The following is an 18,097-nucleotide window of genomic DNA, read 5'->3' as shown; positions in this document are numbered from 1 at the left end:
TCACTACCCGATAATCAGTGTGAAAGATTATTTTGCGCGTGCAGGAATCGCGTACGCCAGGGCTTGAGCACCCATAACGCCAGACCCGCGGTGATAAAGTCGAAGGTAATAGCGCAGCCAAAGACCAGGTGCCAGTTATGGGTGTGCTGATACATCAGTGCCGCCAGCGGACCGCCAAAGATTGCGCCGATACCCTGTGAGATATACAACCAACCATAGTTCGCTGAAGCATTTTCACTGCCAAAGGTGTCGGTCAGTGTGGATGGGAACAGCGAGAAGATTTCACCCCAGCCAAAGAACACTACGCCTGAAAGCAGTACGAATAGCAACGGATCTTCGCGGCAGGCAAGCCACAGCGTCATCGCAACACCTTCCAGCGCGAAGGCAACAAACATAGTATTTTCGCGGCCGTAGCGGTCAGAAATAAAACCAAACAGTGGGCGTGTTAAACCGTTAGTGAAACGGTCGATAGTCAGCGCCAGGGGCAGCGCGGCCATACCGAAAATTACCGCCTTGCTGATGCCGAAGTCTTCGGCAAAAATTGCCATCTGCGAGGTCACCATCAGTCCCGATGTCGACATCATGGTCATCATGATGAACATCAGCCAGAACAGTGGCTGGCGCAGCATTTCTCCGGAGCTGAACTGGCGCTGGTCCGGCACAGGCGACGGTATTTTGTTGACCGACTTCGTCATGCTGGTTTCAGGCAGTCTCAGGCTTTGACTGGCGAGAAAACCCACGGCGGCAAAGAGCAGGCCAAATAGGGTCATTGTCTGTTCCAGCCCGTAGCTGTTTAGAGAAATGGAAATCGGGAAGGTGGTAAAAATTGCCCCCATGCCGTAGCCCGCCGCCACGGTTCCGGCGGCAAAACCGCGCTGCTGTGGAAACCACTTCATTACCAGTCCCACCACGCCGATATAAACAATACCCGTACCCAGTCCGCCAAGGCAGCCATAGACCAGATACAGTGAAGTCAGGCTGTTGACCCGGGCGGCGATTACCCAGCTAAAACCCGCCATCAGTGTACCGATAGAGATCAGCAGACGTGGGCCAAAACGCTCTACCAGCCGACCCTGGAAGGGTGAGAAGAAGGTCTGCAGAATAATCAGCAGCGAGAACGTTACCTGTAGTTCCGCCAGTCCGACGCCGAGTTTGGCAATCATAGGTTTGGTTAACAGCGTCCAGACATACTGCGGGCTGGAAATTGACGCCATGCAAAGTAATCCAAGCAGAAGCTGTACCCACTTGCTGTTTTTCGCTATTACCACCGGTTCGCTCATCAAGGCCATTATCTGTCTCCAAAATTACGCTTTGCTCTGCTTAACCACTTTTTTGTCGAATTGCCTGCTAATGCTCAATCCCCGGAACCTTCATCCCGATACGCAGATGTAGACGTAAAGCCATTAGCAGGATGTGTGCCAGTTTGAAAAAGTCATTAAATTCAATTGGTAATGGAATGATTAGGGAAGTGAATGTTATGGAGTGCAAAAAATCAGTGCGCTGAGATGGTGCGTAGGAGAGGGTTGATTGCCAGAAAAGCCATCCGGTACCTTTTGATTTCCAGGATGATGCACTAATTGATTTCCGAGATGATGCACTAAAGACGTTTATCGAAAAAGTTGACCAGTTGCCTGAAATTCCCGGATTGGGGGTACAAAAAGCCCGCAAGGCTTGTGCCGTGCGGGCTTTCAGGACTTCGACGATGGTTCTGGTAACCATCACCAGGAAGGGCTGGCGGAATCTGAATAGGCTCTTCAAGCTTATGAAATTAAGTGTTTTTATTAAATTCAGCTTTGGTGCGTGTACCTAAACGTGTACCAATTGTAGGATTTCATACCCCGGAACGGCTTTGCTAGAATTATTAACAGCTAGCCTAAAATCCCAAAAAATGATTTTATGAAAAAGTGTTCATACTGTTCAATTTTGTTTTTTTTATTAAATTCATTGGGTTAGGTGGTGAATGGTTTGGGGCGGGATGTACACTAGTGTGCACTTAAGGTGATCACCTTAGCCAAGATGATAAAAAAAGCTATCCAAGCTACTATCCGCAATTTGAAGCTATGAGGTGCTACTGTTGTCAATGGTTATCTTTGTGCCAGGAGCTGACATTTTCAGCACTGTTTATGTGGACAAATTTGGTACGCCACTATAGATAAACTTAGGGTGCTTTGAGCCACTAAAGAGGCTTGTCATCTTAAGCTTTTCCACACATTTAAAATGAATAACTATCTGATTTATAATTAATAATTTACGTAATGAGTGTTTTTTCTTTTATCTGTACTTATGATTTCTAATGATGATGTACATTCATGCTTAGATTTAGTACGCAAAAGAGGCGATTAGATGTTAAAGTCAACTTTTCACAGGTGATTTTAGAGGGAGTGTATGAAACAGTTTTTTAACATCCCTGACAATGATAATGACATTGAAAAAGAAAGTATCGGATATTGGGTTAAAGATCTACAAAATTCCGAGACATTGTTAGGTATAATTCAAACAGCTGCTTTTAAGCGGCTATTTGATATATCCTTTTTAGGTGCCATCGATTATAGTGAAAGAAATTATCTATCTAATATAGATAGAAATAGAGCATCTCACTCATTATTTGTTGCAGGAATAGCCAATTACATTGCAACAGAACGAAATTATAGCCACGAGCTTAAAGAGCATATCGTGGCCGCAGCATTACTTCATGATATAGGCCATATACCCCTATCACACAGTGCTGAGCCTTATATCCAAAAGCACTTTGGGTATGGACACCATGAAATTGGCGAAAATATTATTAATGGCAGTGCATGGAAGGATAGTGGACTAAAAGACGCTCTTTCTAAGAGTTTTGATATTAATTTCATTGTAAGTCTTCTTAATTTTGAAGCAAAAGACGATGGCGCAGATATATTCAATAGTAAAATAAATGCCGACACAATAGATGGAATAATAAGGTGTGTTGAATATAAAGGGATAAATCAAAGTAATGTTTTAAACAGAATATCTATTGCTAGAGCTGCATTTATAGATAATGCTTGCATAAGCAAATCAAAAAGATTACAAACTTTAGACGATTTTTGGAAAACGAAGCAATTTGTTTACAATAATTTCATAAATACAAAGCATGGAATCTTGTCTGACAAAGCAAGCCAGATTTTCTTTATTGAATACAATAAAATTGAACACAAAGATCTTTTTGCGGAAGAGAAGAACTGGAGAGGTAAGTACTCAATGTTGTTCAAATGGCTATCAGCATTAAAAAACAATGATATGCCATCTTGTATAAAAAGTTATGATTTAGAGTACACAACAAGAAAATATGAAGTGGTGTTACATGAAGAAAACATTAAAAAAAGATACATAAATAGCAAGCATAAAAAAATAATAGATAATGATGAACTTAACATTTACCGGGAAGTAAATTTTTAACTGAAGCGGAGAAAAAAGATGTCTTATGATGACTTGATAAAAACACACACAAATATAGACTCATCAATATCCTATAGTAAAGATATTTTATCAAAACTTAAGCATGATTTGGATTCGATGTTTGAAGTGCACAAGGATGTAGAGTTTACAATTATAACAACAGGATCCTTTGGCAGGCATGAAGCATCCGTAGAGTCTGATATGGACCTTTTTATATTTTGTGATAAAACTTCAACGAAAGATTTTATGCTAGAAAAAAAGAAAGACATAGAAGAATGCATAAACAAATATATTAAAAAAGAGGCAGGAGATACTGGTACTTTCGGTGCTGATGCAGTTGATGTCTTCGATAGCATTCTTGCAAATATTGGTGGGAATCAGGATACAAATCAATCTTTAACAAGGCGTATGCTGTTCTTATTAGAAGGAAAAGCTATTTATAATGAATTGCTTTTCGATAGCTACAGAAAAACACTTATTAATAAATATTTAAATTCATCGAGTGATGGAAAAATCGACAAATATCTATTGAACGATATAATTAGATATTATAGAACTATAACTACTGACTTCCAGCACAAAGTAGATGCCGATGGAAAGTCATGGGGAACAAGAAATATAAAGCTAAGATTCTCTAGGAAACTACTATACTTTGCAGGAATAATGACAATCGCTGCAGCTAGTGATCAAAATCTTGGAACTGAAGATAGAGTTAATTATTTATCATCCTTACTTGAAAAGTCACCCTTAGAGCGGGTTTTCAATATAGCGAATGAGAGTTCGGATGAGGGTTTTAGTGAAACAATAAATGAAATCTTCAGCGAGTATGAATATTTTCTTTTATGTCTAGGTAATAGAGGTAAAAGAGATATTCTTGAGGACATAAAAGACAAAAACGAAAGGCTAAATAAGCCATTATATGTTGATCTGAGCGAGCGTAGTACTAAATTTACTAATAGCTTATATCAACTATTAAACTCAATATTCCCTCCAGAGCATCAAATTCACACGGCGCTTATTTTTTAATTTTTAGACTGTCAACGGGGCGACTCAGTTGCTAATTTCCGCTGTTCGCTCTTAACGGACCTTGGCTGAGATTGATAATTGTATTAAATATAAAAAACCGGCCTAAGCCGGTTTACGTGAAATGATGTTATTAGACGTTACATGCGGGCAACCAATCTGCCTCGCTATCCTCATGTAATGTCAAATTTGTTTGTATGCCATTATTAGTACGGCGTTTGAGTAACACGCGCTCATATTCTTTGAGTGTCTGCGGCACTGCCTGGCCGAAAGCCGTCAGGCTGAGCGGGTGCTGATGACCGCGCGATTCCATAAACGACAAGTACGCATGATAGAGATAGCGCTTCGGATTCAGCGGGCGAATATTGGCGTTACCAATAAACAGCCCGTTCGGCGTGCTCAGCGGCATCAGGTAGCCACAGAAATCGACCAGCGGATCGGCCTGTCGCTTTATCTCCAGTGCTTCGCCGGATGTTTGCTGCGCCTGCAACAGCTCGCGTGCTTCATCGGGTGACGCGAAGCGCTGCATTAGATGGCGAACAATCACGGCCAGCTCGGCGCTGATTTTGTCCAGCAGCTGCGGATCGCGCTCTTTAGCCGGTATCACCTCCGGGAAGGTCAGGATTACCCGGCGACGCGAAACTCCACCGCTGCGATCGCTGAAGCGCATCGGGTTATTGTTCACCGCCAGAATCACCGCCGGAATGTGGGTTGAGTAGGCATCGCGGTACTTAGGATCCACGGACACCGCATCGCCGCCGGTAATCGCCTTGATGCCCGCGCCGTCGCCGCTCCACTTTTCCTGGTCGGGCAGGATAATCAGCGAGTAGCCAATCACCACCGCACGTTCGCGCGACGACTCCAGTGTTTCGATGGTCGCGGAGGTGGTGTTGTCCGTTCCGGCCAGCATGGTGGCGATTTCCGCCATGATGCTTTTACCACTGTCGCCGCCGGTGACCTCAAGAAACCTCTTCCAGCCATACCCGGTTTGCCAGCACCATAAATGACAATTCGCAAAATCACAGACACAAAAAAGCCCGCGAGGCTTTCACCTTGCGGGCTTTCAGGACTTCGATGATGGTTCTGGTAACCATCAACCAAGAATTTTGGTGGAGCTGGCGGGAGTTGAACACGGCTGAACCCTCCGTAATTAAATGAAATAAAAGCAGTATTTTTTGAAAAGGGTACGCGACTGTTCATGCGGCTCCTTTTGAGGGATTATCTGCGAGGCGCAGCACTCTTTTAACCGTGTGACCGTCATACTCTTCCAGGTAGGCCCCATAGTGGCGGAACAGCATTTCCGGTCCTTTATGTCCCATCTGCGAAGCCAGCCAGAAAAGGTTTGCGCCCTGACTGATATGTCGGGTGGCGAACGTGTGCCGGGTCTGGTAGGGATTGCGGTACCGGATGCCTGCCTTCTTAATCGTAGGGACCCAGGCCTTTTTGCGTATGGCATCCGCACTCGCCCAGGGCTGTCCGGTTTTCGGATCTTCAAAAACAAACTCTCCCTTTTCAAAGGTGAACATTTTCTGACTGGCGAGTGCCGCGAGAGCATCACCGTTCAGATCCACTTTTCGCCTGCCGGCCCGGGTCTTGGTGGTCTTGATTATGCCAACCACGCTGGCGTTCCGGACGCTGGCCTGGCGCTTCTCTGCATCGATATCTTTCCACGACAGCGCACACAGCTCTGAACTCCGCAGCCCCGTGTTGATAGCAAACCGGAAAAGATTTTCCCATTGCTGATTACCGGCAGCATGAAGCAGGGCGCTGACTTCGTCGGGTGACAGGGGATCGACGACATACCGGCTCTCCTCCGGACGCTGGCTCCGGTAGCGGGACGCCTTGACCAGCGTGACCGGATTTACCGGAATGACACCATCGATTACCGCTTCATCCAGGGCTGAGCGCAGGAATGACAGCTGATTCCTGATGGTCTTTAGCACGGTGGTCTGCGCCTTGATCCAGTTTTTCAGTAACGCCGGCGTCAGCTCAGCCGCGCGCACCTCATGCAGATCCCGCAGCGCATCCATGCATTTTTTATAGCCACGGATTGTCGAGGGGGACAGGTTGCGGGTCTGACAGATGGCCAGATACTCACTCAGGTAGTGTTTAACCTGGCAGGCGTTACCGGTTTTACCAAACAGCCTGAGCTTGGACGATTTTGGAAAGTAATCGGCATAACTGAACGTACCTCTTCCGATGTGGTTGTAGATCTCACCCAGCAACCTCTCCGCATATCTGATGTTCCTGGCATTTACCGTCAGGTGTGACAGCGGCTCCCTGCACTTCACACCTTTATAGGTAAAGGTAATGTTTATTGTCGTTTCATTCCGGTGCCGGCGGATGGTTACTCCCCGCGGTAGTCTGACGTCTGTCGTGCCCATTTACTGACCTCATTCAAATCGATCCAGCGTTCCTTAGCGCCGCTGACTTTCAGTACCTGAATACCCTCCCGCCAGAAACCCCGCTGCACGCGTTTGGTGATAGCGTCCGGGGTTTCTCCGGTTTCCCTGCAGTAAAGAGAAATAGGAACGCACTGTAGATTCAGCATATTTACCTCTCAGAGTGAAACTGCCGTGGCAGTGGTGATTTACCGAAACGATACCCGGCACAGACCGGGCATCGGCATCAGTGGCTGGACAGCTTGAGCAGCATGGATAAGGATGCCGCGACGCAGAGCAGCCCCGTCATCAGCCCGGCCCCGATCGTTACGGAAACCATGAAGATGCAGCCGAACCGGCGAACGGATTTGAGCAGACCTGCATAAGATGTTTTCCTCATGAGTAACCTGCGGCATGCGGATGTTTTTTCCGGCCGGGTGAAGGAGAGCCGGTGCTGTCGTGCAGTACCAGATGAATGATGGAAAAGACCACAGCCAGCTGGATCAGGATCCCGAGTACAGTCAGCAATACCAGCAGCGTGATGGCTAACAGACTGCAGTCCGTACTGCAAAGTTGTGCATAAGGTATCTCAGAGGCATTCATGTCATTTCTCCTTCTCAGGTTTGATCACGCCCCATTCGCGCCTGAGTGCGTTTTCACAGAGCGCGCAGCGTTCTTCCGCCCATTGCCTGTTGCTCTCACGCAGGGCCAGGCCGGCCGCTGCTTTCCATGCTGCTGCGGCAAATCCGTAAGCACCGGCATTTTCAGCCTCAGCAGCAATCCTGGCCAGCCGCATATAGGGCGTGGGCTTCTGCAGGGAAACGGCTTTTTTCATTGCGCCGTCCCCCGATGCATACGGACCGTGCCCCGACAGGAGGATACGGCGTTACGCCCGGCCGGACGCTCTGGCTGGTGGACGGGTTCATCAGCGTGACACCGTGTGTAATTGCGCTGCGCCTGCAGGAAAGCCAGTTTCCAGATGAAATCCTGATAAACGTCATCGGCACCGGCCTGTTCACAGCATGCTTTCACTTCCGGATCCTGCCGCCAGTGACGAAAGCCGGCAAGCTGTGGCGGAAAGCGCTGAATCAGCCGTGCGGTTTCGTCATCAATCCACTGCTCTTTTTTTATGGTGGCCAGCTCTTCCGCGCTGAGCTGATCCCGGCGGCGCTCCAGCTGGATATACGGCATCATGGCTTACCCTCCTGCAGAAGAATTTCAACTACGCGGTCCAGCCCTTTCTGCAGCAGCGGTGGCTGAGGCGGCAGGGCTGGCGGAGGCGAGGACGCGAAACTGGCTCCGGTCAGAATGTTATCCGGTGCAAACTCGATATCGCGGATGGCGTGAAAAGGGCGAGCAAAAGCGGCATCGCCCCTGATGTGTGAATGCATCATGGGAAATGGTCCTTTGAACAGTTGGGTTAAACGAATACGCTTAGTGAAAAGCCGGGCTGGCTGTCAGAAAGAGGTGTGGCCAGAAGGTAAAATGGAAATTTACCGGACAAGACCACAACCCGTTAAAGGGGGGTAGTTCAATACTCCTCCTCTTGTCTTGCGGCGTTCAGCGCGGCAAAGATACTCACCGGATCACCTGATATCAGTGTCCGGAGAATAATAATGCCGGTAGTTGTGACATCAGCTTCAGGGGCGGCTTCCAGTGCAGCGTCAACAACACGGATATGCTCAGAAAGGCATAAAATGAAGCTCTTGATGGTGAGTATCGAACGCACACCATTGGTGATGTAATCAATTTTCACGGTTACTCCTTAATCGCGCTGGCCCGTCCTCAGCAGAAGGCCAGTGATTAAATATGGATGATTGACTGCCTAAGCCAGCGGGGCGCTTAAGCGAAGCGCTGGCCTTAAATCTGTTTGTCATAATCTGCGTGACTGAGCAACTCCCAATGCTGTCCGTTATCTCTGGAGAGGAGTCGCCATTGCGGGGTGACCCGAAGCGTGAGGTATCTGTCACGACAGGTTCGCCTCGCCCGGATTTGTCCTGCACGCCATAAACGCATAATCCCTTCGGCGCGCCGCTTTATCCGGGCGGGTGCATGCGGTTTGGGCATCGGCTTTACCTCATTCCAGCGCCACAGGTTGCGTCCAGTCGCGGTACATGGACACGGGAAACGCCATCATTGAAGCTGAAAATCTGCGGCTTCTGTTTAACGTGCAGGCCGTGAAAATGAACCGGCCATTCTTTACAGGGATAATCATGTCTGGTCTCCCATCAGGATAAAAAAAACCGCCACAGCGGGCGGTTTGGACAAGGGTTTATTTGTATTCAGTTTATCCTCCAGATGGAGCATGCTTTTTTAGCCATAGATAGTTGTCTTGATGAAATAGAACTCGGATTCCATTCATGATAATTATCAATGATTGAACTGGTGATTCTGAAAGTGCTTTTAGCATATGTCGACACTTTATGAGCGTAGGGAAGGTTGCCTATATCTCTGTTGTCGCTCTTTTTCATTAAAGTCATATTGCCAATACGGTAAACGTTTTTCTCATAGGCTTGATCATCGAAACCCTCCCATCCGGAGTTCGGGTTTTCTGGTAAGATATGCTCCAGATTATATATTGAGTCGTTAAAGTCGTAAGCATTTCCTGAAGCATTCCTTTCTATTTCTGCCAGCACATAGCGAACCACCTTTTTATTCCTGGCGCTAGTTGTTTTGAGGGATTTTTCAGAGAATGCTGATCTGAACACGTTATCGTCAGGATATATGACTTTCAGCTCGCTAATTAGGTTGGTTATATTATTGTAGAATTTATTATGAATCTTAACAGCAATGTCGCTATAAAGCTTTTCTTGCTCATAAGTTTTCAGGTTGCATATGACATTATACCGGAACGATATGACGGATATTGCTTTTATCGTTTTGGTAAAGGACTCTCTATCATTTTCGAAGTAATTTAAGTAGCATGCCATCAACATTGCAATTGGCTGCCTGACATTAAACATGTTTAATTGTTCAATTGCATTAGCTTCATCAGTATTCCAGCGATTATCTGTTGGGTCACGAAGCGCAGCGTAAATGTCAGCCGTATAGCCTAAATCTCTAAGAAGCAAAGATGCCTCTTCTTTAGAAATAATTGAACGTTTGATTACCTTGAATAAATCGGCTTTTCTTACAAGTTTATTTCTGCTATTCCAAAAAACTCTTAGGAATTCCGGTAATGCTTCACCGCCTAAGGCACCAACAATTCTTTCCCAGCGATCTTCAAGTTGCTTAAATTGATAGTTATGCAAATCATCATTGCTGATTGTGGAAAATATGAGGTTTTTGAGCAAGTCCGTTGATGACAATCTGACTCCACGAGCGTTTAGTGTTTCGAATACTTTGAATGCATTAAGTTCATCAGTGACTGTGATCACGGTAAAAAAAAGCCTATCAAGAAGCTTCAATAAGAATGAGGCAAGTCGCTCACCTCCACCTTCGCTAATTACAATATGGTTTTTTATTTTATCTCCAAACCATATAAATGCTTTGCGCAATTTATGTTCGGATGAGTTTAATCCGCGTTGCGGTATCTTATCCAGAAGAACTAGATATGTTTGGTAAAAACTATTGTTATGCCTATTCAATTCTAGTTTTGATTGGGTTTCTAATGTAATAGGGTCAATAAAGCCGATGTACCGCTTAGTTATTTCCTCTTTACGGGTTTTGTTTTTTTCTGAATCAATTCCCTCGTTAATTAATTGGTTTAAGAAATCCAAGCCTGCCAATATTAAGATGCTAACGGTTGTAAGCCTTTGCTGTCCATCAATAATGCTATAGGTGGCATTATCAGATGATTGTAAAACCAAATATCCCATATAATGAGATTCATCTTCTATTGAATCTACCAGAGAGAGCGTATCCTGCCAAAAATCGTCCCAATGATCTTCTTCCCATGAATAATCTCGCTGGAATGGAGGTACTCTGTATTTTACAGGTCTTCCCATCAAGTTACTAAAGGTCTGATTTTCAGTGTTAAAACTTAAAGTTGCCATTGATGATTCTCTTTTAATATTCATTTTCCTTGTTCCTATCCTAATATAGTAAAGTGATATAGCCAACTTGTAGAACGTCACATTTGGAAAATTTCCAAGTAAAAAAACCGCCACAGAGGGCGGTTATGTTTGCGCTATCAGGGACGTCGTTACGGCTGTTCGCCCTTGTCTGCTTCTGGATCTGCACAGCAACAGCAGCCTGAAGGCCGTAAATCAGGGTGAATGTCGACAATGGGCGTGAGGATGGAAGTCAGTAATTCATCTATTGAGGCCATTACGGCGCGCCGGTATGTTTCTCCTTCTTCTTTACTGATTTTTCCCTCCTTCTCACTCGCTTCGAACATATTTATTAATGAACACAGCTGATAAGCCACATTCAGCAGCGCTTCTGTGGCTTTTTCTGCAGTCTCACGATGTTGCATAGTGACCTCCGGGTCAGGTGAATATGCTGTCGGCTAAGGGCTGGCGGAACGGCTCCTTAAAGCTCGTGTTTGCCATTTTCATCAATGACGATGAGGCGCGTATTTCTGATGAAATCACTCATGTTCACGCCCACATCCTGCCAGTGGGCCAGCGCAAGCAGCACATCGCGGCGGGACTGGCAGTGACAGGCATTGACATACGCCTGCACGTGAACAAGAGCGAGGCTGCGCATTTCTTTCTGGCTCAGCACACGCGAAGGTTTGTTTTTGTGCATAGTTTTCTCCGGTTTCGTCATAACAACATAGGAATGAGAGTGTGAGAATTTATTCGAAACATTTCTTGAATCTTCATTCTTTTGAGACAATAATGGTTTTCTGTTTTATGAAATTTTAATTTAAAGCACACATCAATAATGTGACCTTTTATTTGATTGCAATGAGGCTTCGATATGGATATCAACAAGGAAACTAGTTCCACATACTTTCAGAATCTCTATTCTATACTTATGGCCATGGTATATGGCTTGCTTGGCTTAATTGTCTATAATTGGATGGCCGGAAAACTTGATTTCAATAACCCTCCTGATTCAATGATATGGGCTACCATACACATTGGTTTTTTCTGGTTTTTATCGTACTTCCCTAAACGTAGGCTCGCCAGAGTATTTTATGTTTTCCCGTATTTTAAATATAAAGAAAAAATAGCAGCTATAATTTACTTTATTATGAATGTGATGGTAGGGGTCTTCCTTTCTATCTATTTTGATTTCTTTATGCTTTCGGGGCCAGATGACAAGGTTACTGTAAATCTATTGACTAGCTATACGGTTTTTGCGATGGCATTGCTTTGTTATCCTCTATTTGCACTTGAGCGAAGTAAAAGCAATAAGCAAAAATAATTTTTGTGATTGAACCCTTTCGTGGTTTTAGATGTAATTAGTGTCGTAATTGTTTATAAATAGAATTAGCTATTTAATATCATAACTTAGCCGCTCTAGATTAGTGAATAAAATATCAGTTATTACCGAATCGGCATTTTTTCTGGACGGCGTGTATTTGTCGACCTGCCTCGTTGCAAACTTTGGTGAATTGAGAGTTCATTCGGTAATCAGGATACTTCGCAGCGCCAGCCATAATCTGTTTGTGATATTCGGTTTCCGTCTCCACGGCCTTACTTACGCGATCGGTTACTGCTCGCCTGCAATGGTTTTCCGCCCGGCAGAGTTCAGTAGCCCGTGCTGGCGGCTCCCATCCCAGCTCTGAAGCCAGAATTTCTTCAATCTTGCGGCACGCAATCGCCTCAAGCATGCGCCGCATATGCCGGCGTGCCCGGGCATTGTTTTTGGCTACAGGTTTAACAGATCTGCCATAGCTGATTTTCGCCATACATCCCTCCGTTAAGTTACTGGCTGCACTGTCGCAACAATGCACTCAGTAACCTGAGGTTCGGTGCGTTCTCGGCACCCTCCGTAGAGCTTCCTGCTCGTTGTTAAAGATCTGCTCCTTTGGGCAATACCCGAAACGAGCTGTAATAACCAAGAAAATAGCCTGGGTTATTTACACTGTCAACGTTATTCGACTCAACTTTGCAATGATTTAAATAATTTTTTTTAATTATCATGTAGTTATTAGAATGGCTGATGGCGGAATGAATAACTTCTCAGAGGGATTTATTTCTCTAGGGTATAGTTGTATAACCATTAGATATGGTGAAAAAAGGCCCTGCCTTAGGCAGCGCTATAAGGTTTTGTAAGCGATTTTTAGGAGAGCGCAGTGAAAAACGCGTTACTAAGGGTTGCCCCAGGAAAGTTCGTGGAAGTTCAACCCAGAGGAAAAGTCATGGCAGCTGTAGGCGAGGTCTATCGTCTTAGTGATCTGGACATGAACACGATCAGACCAATTACTCTGACATCTTCACTGACAGGTATTGGGTCGACTCTAGGATCAGCGTCAAGTAGCACACCGCTGCCGCCAATAGAATAACGATATGCGGATATTTTGCCTTTTATACTTGCAAGTACATAGTCATTACTTCCGGGCTGCTCTGCGGTATCTACAACTACCAAGCAGCCAGCTGGTAGGTCAGAATACCCGGAGTCATATTTGAGTTTATAAGCTCGAGCATTAGTTGTATCGATGAACTCTGGTACCGGTGTAGCAGTGTCTGTAAGCCCATTTTCATCCCATACAGGAACTATCTTTATCCCATCATAAAACTTTTTTTCTTCAGTAGATAAGTTATGGTCAGCTGATAGGGAATTTCTATTAATTTCCTCAATCATTTCTCCTTCCCCATGCGCAAGCCAGTCAGGGCTAACTTCAAGTGCGCGTGCAATATCTAGTAATTTTTTAGTTGTATGGCTTTTACCTGAGGTTATTTTCCAAACGCTGGGCTGTGACAGACCAGCAGACGCAGCAAGACCAGCTTGTGACATGCCGCGATACTTCATGGCTTTTTTTAGTCTCTCTGACAACGTATCCATTTTCATCTTTAAATGATAACCAAGGTTTTGATGTTGAAACGATAAAGCCACATGCATAGCACGTCAAATAGCCTAGGGTATTGCTCTGGGTTAATTCTATAGCTACTATTCAAGACCATTTGGTGAAATAGAGTACTGATCTTATGAACCAAGCTATTGAGAGAGCAGTAAAAATTGCCGGAAGCCAAAAGAAATTAGCGCAGATGATTGGAGTAAGTCAGCCGAATGTATGGTCATGGCTGCACAATAAAAAAAGAGTTTCACCTGAGCGAGTGCTGCCGATAGTAAAAGCCACAAAAGGACAGGTGAAAGCATTCCAAATCCGTCCTGATCTTCCGGACCTCTTCCCTCATCCTGCTAAAAATCTTAAACATGGCAGATAGGAGGGCATCGACATGAATTCTCCAAAAGACTGGGTCAAGATGCGTACCTCACTCAAGTCGCATCCCAAAGTGAATGAAATCGCTGCGCTTCTTGAGAAACCGGCGGATGGAAGAGACGGTTTTGACGTTTCTGTCAGCGGGCAACGCTCCGCGCTGCTGACGCGTAACGTAACGCGTTGCGTTACGGTCACATCACTATTGCTTGTATGGAGCGCTGCCAATGAGCACACCAGTGACGGCGTGTTCCGTAATGTCGATCTCAGTTACCTGGATGTTCTGGCAGAATTCGATGGATTCGGTGAAGCGATGGCCGCTGTAGGGTGGGCCATTTTCGATGCCGAAAACCGCTGCGTCATTCTGCCAGATTTCTGTGAAAACAACGTCCCGGCAAGTCAGCGAGCTTCAACAAACGCCGAACGCCAGCGTCGCTATCGTGAGCGTCAGAAGGCAAACCGTAACGTAACGCGTAACGTAACGCATAACGTAACGGTAACGTTAGATAAGATAAGAAAAGAAGATCTAAAACAAAACACACACACCGCGCGCGCGAGGAATTTTCCGGATTCTGTGGATAACTTTGAGGCTGAACAGCCACAAACCCAGACAGGTCAAGGGCTGAGAGCAGGGAAGGGTGCTCAGGCGGCACAGGTAGCAACGGTCAGATACCCTGTCACAGGGCGTAACCGTAACGTTACTGAAGACGTAACGCATAACGTAACGGCCGGCGTAACGCGTAACGGTGATGTACAGCGTAACGTTTCTGACCAGCGTTACGGTGACACACCTCCTGGCGTAACGAACATGCGTAACGCATCCGGCGTAACGCAAAGAAACCCTGCAGAACCTGTCCCTCTGAATGACCCGGCAGCAAGCAGGCGAACATGCCATATCTTTTCGCCGGTACCACAGGAACGGTTCGCCATGCATCCTGAGTGGCAACCATCTTCTGACCTGATTCAGATTGCAGCAGAGGCAGGCATGACGCTTGATAAGCTACCAGAGCCCGCCCAGATTGCTGAATTTCGCGCATTCTGGCGAGCAGAGGGGAAACAGTACAGACAGGCGCAGTGGGACCTGAAACTGGCACAGCGGCTGGTGGAGGGACGCCAGTGTCAGCGAAACAGAGCGCCCCGACGCGATATTAGCGCGATACCTGATACCGGTTATGAGATTCCGGAGGGGTTCAGAGGGGGCTGAGCATAAAGAGCCGTGTTGCATATAGTGCGTGATGAGCACAAAGCGGACGTTGCCATAATCGGTGTAACCTGTTCTGACCACGCAACATACCAATGCGGCGCTTTTTCTCAGACTAAAACTTTGTAAGCTCGCTGAACAACCAGAGAATTTCAGCATACAGCAATATAGCCTGTGCAATAGTCACTTTTGCATCGCGAACAAAGGCAGGATTTCCCAGTCTGCTTTTTATTTCATTTCGGTTATAAACACGCCCACATAGTGATCGCTAAAATCTTTAGCATCAAAGGTTAAACATATGTTGTTGATTATATTAAATTTAAAATGATAGGTGTAATTTCCTGTTGTGTGTCTTGCTATTTGCGTGTAGTGATCACTACATTATTGGCTCACAAAAATCAGGAGAATACACAATGGCTCAGTCTTTTCAGAAAAAAATCGCAGTTATAACTGGCGCGTCATCCGGCATTGGTCTGGGAATAGCACAGGAGCTTTCAGCACTCGGCGCAACCGTAATCATTACCGGACGAGACAAAAATAAACTGGAACTAGCAGTCAGTACGCTTGGACCGGATGCATGTCAGTTTCAGGTGGATGTATCCAGCCTCACCGAACTGGATAATTTTTATAAGCAAATATTGTCCCGGTTTGGTCGCATTGACATTCTGATAGCAAATGCCGGCATGGGCGAATTTGAACCCCTCGGGCAGATTACCCCGGAGAAGTTCGATCGTCAGTTCACAACGAACGTAAGGGGTATCACGTTTACCGTTCAGAAAGCATTACCACTTATGAAACCAGGCAGCAGCATTATTATTACGGGCTCAACGGCCTCCATTAATCCCGGTCAGGGCCTCAGTGTTTATGGAGGCACCAAGGCTGCTTTACGTGCAATGGTACGCAGCTGGATTCTGGACATAAAAGGTGCTGGCGTTCGCATCAATATCCTCAGCCCCGGGCCGGTGGATACTCAATCCTTACACGATTTCCTTCCCGACCCCGTTGACGCCATCCTGCAGTCTTTGCGTGACCGCAGCCCGATTGGCCGCATCGGCCAGACAGAAGAAATAGCAAAAGCTGTTGTCTTCCTCGCCAGTGATGATGCCAGTTATATCAACGGCGCGGAGATTTTTGCCGATGGCGGCGCATCTCAGATCTGACTGTTGTTATTGGAGAAGGAATATTTTTGGGCAACATGACAGTCCTCCCTGCTGCGGGAACCGGTCCTGCTGCCACGATTTGGTCCGGCACAGATGCTTCCTGTCGGCAGTGGATATGTTGCGCTGATTTTCAACGGCAATATTTAACGTGGTTCGCCTGGTTTGTGCGTGGCGGATCCATTTCAACCCTGACCTGAAGAGTTTAAATTATGATTGATTCCGTTCGCGCAGAAAATAAACAACATTATTTCGATGAGCTAGAAATTCAGCGGTTACTCGCTACCTATGCCCACAACCTGGATGACGGAGAATTTGCTGAGAATGCCGAGTTGTTTAAAAATGCTGAATTTATTGTTCTTGGTGATGCGGCTCATGGTAGTGAAGAGGTTGAGCAGTTTCTTAACCGTGGCGTTCAGCGTCATAAGGACGGAACTCCCCGGACGTGGCATAACGTTTCTAATGTGCTGATAGATGTTTCACCTTCCGGTAATTCAGCTACCTGCGTCAGCTATTTCACCGTGCATCAGGAATTGGAGGGGTTTCCTTTGCAGCCCGTATGCACAGGCAGGTATTACGACAGTTTTGAGAAACACGACGGTCAGTGGCGGTTTACATCGCGCAACGTGGTTCCCCGGTTGATGGGTGCACTTCAGTTTCATGTGGGCACGCCTATCGACAGTTCGCGGACTGAGAGAGCGTAGTAGACTTCACTTTTTTATACCCGTCAGCCATCAGTGCCAGAACGGCAAGCCATATCGGGACATACGTTAACAGTGATGACAGAGACAGTTTTTCTCCCGGCAGGAAAAGTGATACCAGAAATAACAACAGGGGTTCGACATATGACAGCATGCCAAACAGCGTAAACGAGAGACTGCTGCTGGTAAGCAGAAAGCAGAGTAAGGCAGAACAGCTCGGTAAGCCCAGCCCTGTGACAGTGCGCCACCCACCGGTGGGTAACCATTCATTTCCGCTTCCCTGATAAATCAGAAGAACAACTGCCGGTATCACGAGAAATAAATTCTCTGCTATCACGCTGAAAAAAGCGTCGCTCTTAAGCTGACGTTTGATAATGAAATAGGGCGGATATCCCAGCATAACCACGAGGGCTACAAGAGAAAGTGAACGGACCATGAACACTTCAGCCGTAACGCCGCAAGCAGCACAGCAATTTTCTGCCATCCCGATATCGTTTCGCCGTACAGGGCTCTGCCGGTTATTACCATAACCAGAGGAAGAAGAAAGTAACCGAGTGCCAGTGACCGGCTTTGCCCGTTGATCGGAGCCCAGCAGAAAATGATTATCTGCAGGCCAGGCAGTGTTGCGCAGACACACGTTGCAGCGAGCAGCCGCATACTTTTTACCACTGATAATAAATAGCGCCGGAAAGGCCTGAGCTTATTTCGAAAAACCAGCGCCAGCATCAGGAACAATGCAGTGGTTAAAGCACGCCATCCGGCTATCTGCCATCCTTTCAGCGGATACAAAAAAACACTGTAATAACAGAGTACAGAAAACAGTACTGATGACAGTAATGACGGCGTGATGCCCTTGCGTGCAGACAGATTTCCCCTTGCCGTGTATCAAAATCAAAGCAGTGACGTAATGCGGGCCACCGGCCAGCTCAATGCTGACC

General features: G+C 46.2%; 21 protein-coding genes and 1 pseudogene. 7 read left to right on the top strand and 15 right to left on the bottom strand.

What is annotated here, in order from left to right; genetic code table 11:
• Positions 1-14: 14 nt before the first annotated feature.
• Positions 15-1,289: an oxalate/formate MFS antiporter gene (oxlT, locus tag WFK59_RS10880; RefSeq protein WP_336755780.1), complete on the bottom strand. Its 1,275-nt coding sequence runs from the start codon at positions 1,287-1,289 to the stop codon at positions 15-17.
• A 1,096-nt stretch (positions 1,290-2,385) separates the two neighbouring features.
• Between oxlT and WFK59_RS10875 the strand changes: the two genes are divergently transcribed.
• A complete protein-coding gene (locus WFK59_RS10875) occupies positions 2,386-3,420 on the top strand; it encodes an HD domain-containing protein (RefSeq protein WP_336755779.1) in 1,035 nt (344 codons plus the stop codon).
• Positions 3,421-3,438: 18 nt separating this feature from the next.
• A complete protein-coding gene (locus WFK59_RS10870) occupies positions 3,439-4,446 on the top strand; it encodes a nucleotidyltransferase domain-containing protein (protein WP_336755778.1) in 1,008 nt (335 codons plus the stop codon).
• 130 nt (positions 4,447-4,576) lie between these two features.
• On the opposite strand, the pseudogene WFK59_RS10865 reads toward WFK59_RS10870, so the two are convergent.
• From WFK59_RS10865 to WFK59_RS10815, 12 genes and pseudogenes are all read right to left on the bottom strand, one after another.
• A pseudogene (locus WFK59_RS10865) lies at positions 4,577-5,447 on the bottom strand (DNA primase family protein); the annotation flags it as partial.
• 192 nt (positions 5,448-5,639) lie between these two features.
• Positions 5,640-6,827, bottom strand: a complete 1,188-nt coding sequence (locus WFK59_RS10860; RefSeq protein WP_336755777.1) for an Arm DNA-binding domain-containing protein — start codon at positions 6,825-6,827, stop codon at positions 5,640-5,642.
• Complete coding sequence (locus WFK59_RS10855) at positions 6,791-6,994, bottom strand: excisionase (RefSeq protein WP_069729684.1); 204 nt, start codon at positions 6,992-6,994, stop codon at positions 6,791-6,793. Before WFK59_RS10855 ends, WFK59_RS10860 begins: the two co-directional genes overlap by 37 nt.
• 226 nt (positions 6,995-7,220) lie before the next feature.
• Positions 7,221-7,427: a hypothetical protein gene (locus WFK59_RS10850; RefSeq protein ID WP_336755776.1), complete on the bottom strand. Its 207-nt coding sequence runs from the start codon at positions 7,425-7,427 to the stop codon at positions 7,221-7,223.
• 1 nt (position 7,428) lies between these two features.
• Entirely contained in the window at positions 7,429-7,659 is a 231-nt protein-coding gene (locus WFK59_RS10845; protein ID WP_336755775.1) for an ANR family transcriptional regulator, read from the bottom strand.
• Positions 7,656-8,018 carry a host nuclease inhibitor GamL gene (gene gamL / locus WFK59_RS10840; protein ID WP_336755774.1) on the bottom strand — a complete coding sequence of 121 codons (363 nt, stop codon included), beginning with the start codon at positions 8,016-8,018 and terminating at the stop codon, positions 7,656-7,658. Before gamL ends, WFK59_RS10845 begins: the two co-directional genes overlap by 4 nt.
• Positions 8,015-8,218 (bottom strand): hypothetical protein, encoded by a 204-nt coding sequence (locus WFK59_RS10835; protein ID WP_336755773.1) that lies wholly within the window; start codon positions 8,216-8,218, stop codon positions 8,015-8,017. Before WFK59_RS10835 ends, gamL begins: the two co-directional genes overlap by 4 nt.
• A gap of 137 nt (positions 8,219-8,355) precedes the next feature.
• The gene (locus WFK59_RS10830; protein ID WP_336755772.1) at positions 8,356-8,580 is read right to left on the bottom strand and encodes a hypothetical protein; all 225 of its coding nucleotides are present in this window, start codon (positions 8,578-8,580) and stop codon (positions 8,356-8,358) included.
• Positions 8,581-8,684: 104 nt separating this feature from the next.
• Entirely contained in the window at positions 8,685-8,891 is a 207-nt protein-coding gene (locus WFK59_RS22100) for a ParE family toxin-like protein (RefSeq protein WP_442956308.1), read from the bottom strand.
• 215 nt (positions 8,892-9,106) lie between these two features.
• On the bottom strand, positions 9,107-10,843 hold the full coding sequence (locus tag WFK59_RS10825) for a DUF262 domain-containing protein (protein ID WP_336755771.1): 1,737 nt from the start codon (positions 10,841-10,843) through the stop codon (positions 9,107-9,109).
• 125 nt (positions 10,844-10,968) lie between these two features.
• The gene (locus WFK59_RS10820) at positions 10,969-11,241 is read right to left on the bottom strand and encodes a hypothetical protein (RefSeq protein WP_336755770.1); all 273 of its coding nucleotides are present in this window, start codon (positions 11,239-11,241) and stop codon (positions 10,969-10,971) included.
• A 56-nt stretch (positions 11,242-11,297) separates the two neighbouring features.
• Complete coding sequence (locus WFK59_RS10815) at positions 11,298-11,516, bottom strand: hypothetical protein (RefSeq protein ID WP_069729677.1); 219 nt, start codon at positions 11,514-11,516, stop codon at positions 11,298-11,300.
• A 174-nt stretch (positions 11,517-11,690) separates the two neighbouring features.
• Between WFK59_RS10815 and WFK59_RS10810 the strand changes: the two genes are divergently transcribed.
• Positions 11,691-12,140, top strand: coding sequence for a hypothetical protein (locus WFK59_RS10810; RefSeq protein ID WP_313188824.1), 450 nt, complete (start codon positions 11,691-11,693; stop codon positions 12,138-12,140).
• Between the two features lie 115 nt (positions 12,141-12,255).
• Here WFK59_RS10810 and WFK59_RS10805 read toward each other — a convergent pair whose 3' ends face one another.
• Both WFK59_RS10805 and WFK59_RS10800 read right to left on the bottom strand, forming a co-directional pair.
• A complete protein-coding gene (locus WFK59_RS10805) occupies positions 12,256-12,627 on the bottom strand; it encodes a hypothetical protein (RefSeq protein WP_336755769.1) in 372 nt (123 codons plus the stop codon).
• A 473-nt stretch (positions 12,628-13,100) separates the two neighbouring features.
• Positions 13,101-13,775, bottom strand: coding sequence for a helix-turn-helix domain-containing protein (locus WFK59_RS10800; protein WP_336755768.1), 675 nt, complete (start codon positions 13,773-13,775; stop codon positions 13,101-13,103).
• 92 nt (positions 13,776-13,867) lie between these two features.
• On the opposite strand from WFK59_RS10800, the gene WFK59_RS10795 reads away from it, so the two are divergent.
• The 4 genes from WFK59_RS10795 (at position 13,868) to WFK59_RS10780 (ending at position 17,162) form a co-directional block, all read left to right on the top strand.
• Positions 13,868-14,107 carry a helix-turn-helix domain-containing protein gene (locus tag WFK59_RS10795; protein WP_279810538.1) on the top strand — a complete coding sequence of 80 codons (240 nt, stop codon included), beginning with the start codon at positions 13,868-13,870 and terminating at the stop codon, positions 14,105-14,107.
• A gap of 12 nt (positions 14,108-14,119) precedes the next feature.
• Positions 14,120-15,304: a DnaT-like ssDNA-binding domain-containing protein gene (locus WFK59_RS10790; RefSeq protein ID WP_336755767.1), complete on the top strand. Its 1,185-nt coding sequence runs from the start codon at positions 14,120-14,122 to the stop codon at positions 15,302-15,304.
• Between the two features lie 410 nt (positions 15,305-15,714).
• Positions 15,715-16,461 carry an SDR family NAD(P)-dependent oxidoreductase gene (locus WFK59_RS10785; protein WP_336755766.1) on the top strand — a complete coding sequence of 249 codons (747 nt, stop codon included), beginning with the start codon at positions 15,715-15,717 and terminating at the stop codon, positions 16,459-16,461.
• Positions 16,462-16,670: 209 nt separating this feature from the next.
• Complete coding sequence (locus WFK59_RS10780) at positions 16,671-17,162, top strand: nuclear transport factor 2 family protein (RefSeq protein WP_336755765.1); 492 nt, start codon at positions 16,671-16,673, stop codon at positions 17,160-17,162.
• Positions 17,163-18,097: the final 935 nt, after the last annotated feature.

The organism is Pantoea sp. USHLN298 (assembly GCF_037149395.1).
Lineage (GTDB): Bacteria > Pseudomonadota > Gammaproteobacteria > Enterobacterales > Enterobacteriaceae > Pantoea > Pantoea astica.
This window is presented reverse-complemented; position numbering and strand designations above follow the sequence as displayed.

Excerpts from the sequence above, each read along its gene's own strand:
- gamL (WP_336755774.1), bottom strand. The coding sequence starts at position 8,018 with ATGATGCCGTATATCCAGCTGGAGCGCCGCCGGGATCAGCTCAGCGCG.
- WFK59_RS10790 (WP_336755767.1), top strand. The coding sequence starts at position 14,120 with ATGAATTCTCCAAAAGACTGGGTCAAGATGCGTACCTCACTCAAGTCG.
- WFK59_RS10860 (WP_336755777.1), bottom strand. The coding sequence starts at position 6,827 with ATGGGCACGACAGACGTCAGACTACCGCGGGGAGTAACCATCCGCCGG.
- WFK59_RS10805 (WP_336755769.1), bottom strand. The coding sequence starts at position 12,627 with ATGGCGAAAATCAGCTATGGCAGATCTGTTAAACCTGTAGCCAAAAAC.
- WFK59_RS10780 (WP_336755765.1), top strand. The coding sequence starts at position 16,671 with ATGATTGATTCCGTTCGCGCAGAAAATAAACAACATTATTTCGATGAG.
- WFK59_RS10875 (WP_336755779.1), top strand. The coding sequence starts at position 2,386 with ATGAAACAGTTTTTTAACATCCCTGACAATGATAATGACATTGAAAAA.
- WFK59_RS10810 (WP_313188824.1), top strand. The coding sequence starts at position 11,691 with ATGGATATCAACAAGGAAACTAGTTCCACATACTTTCAGAATCTCTAT.
- WFK59_RS10870 (WP_336755778.1), top strand. The coding sequence starts at position 3,439 with ATGTCTTATGATGACTTGATAAAAACACACACAAATATAGACTCATCA.
- WFK59_RS10820 (WP_336755770.1), bottom strand. The coding sequence starts at position 11,241 with ATGCAACATCGTGAGACTGCAGAAAAAGCCACAGAAGCGCTGCTGAAT.
- WFK59_RS22100 (WP_442956308.1), bottom strand. The coding sequence starts at position 8,891 with ATGCCCAAACCGCATGCACCCGCCCGGATAAAGCGGCGCGCCGAAGGG.
- WFK59_RS10825 (WP_336755771.1), bottom strand. The coding sequence starts at position 10,843 with ATGAATATTAAAAGAGAATCATCAATGGCAACTTTAAGTTTTAACACT.
- WFK59_RS10850 (WP_336755776.1), bottom strand. The coding sequence starts at position 7,427 with ATGAATGCCTCTGAGATACCTTATGCACAACTTTGCAGTACGGACTGC.
- WFK59_RS10845 (WP_336755775.1), bottom strand. The coding sequence starts at position 7,659 with ATGAAAAAAGCCGTTTCCCTGCAGAAGCCCACGCCCTATATGCGGCTG.
- WFK59_RS10785 (WP_336755766.1), top strand. The coding sequence starts at position 15,715 with ATGGCTCAGTCTTTTCAGAAAAAAATCGCAGTTATAACTGGCGCGTCA.
- WFK59_RS10795 (WP_279810538.1), top strand. The coding sequence starts at position 13,868 with ATGAACCAAGCTATTGAGAGAGCAGTAAAAATTGCCGGAAGCCAAAAG.
- WFK59_RS10835 (WP_336755773.1), bottom strand. The coding sequence starts at position 8,218 with ATGATGCATTCACACATCAGGGGCGATGCCGCTTTTGCTCGCCCTTTT.
- WFK59_RS10815 (WP_069729677.1), bottom strand. The coding sequence starts at position 11,516 with ATGCACAAAAACAAACCTTCGCGTGTGCTGAGCCAGAAAGAAATGCGC.
- oxlT (WP_336755780.1), bottom strand. The coding sequence starts at position 1,289 with ATGGCCTTGATGAGCGAACCGGTGGTAATAGCGAAAAACAGCAAGTGG.
- WFK59_RS10855 (WP_069729684.1), bottom strand. The coding sequence starts at position 6,994 with ATGCTGAATCTACAGTGCGTTCCTATTTCTCTTTACTGCAGGGAAACC.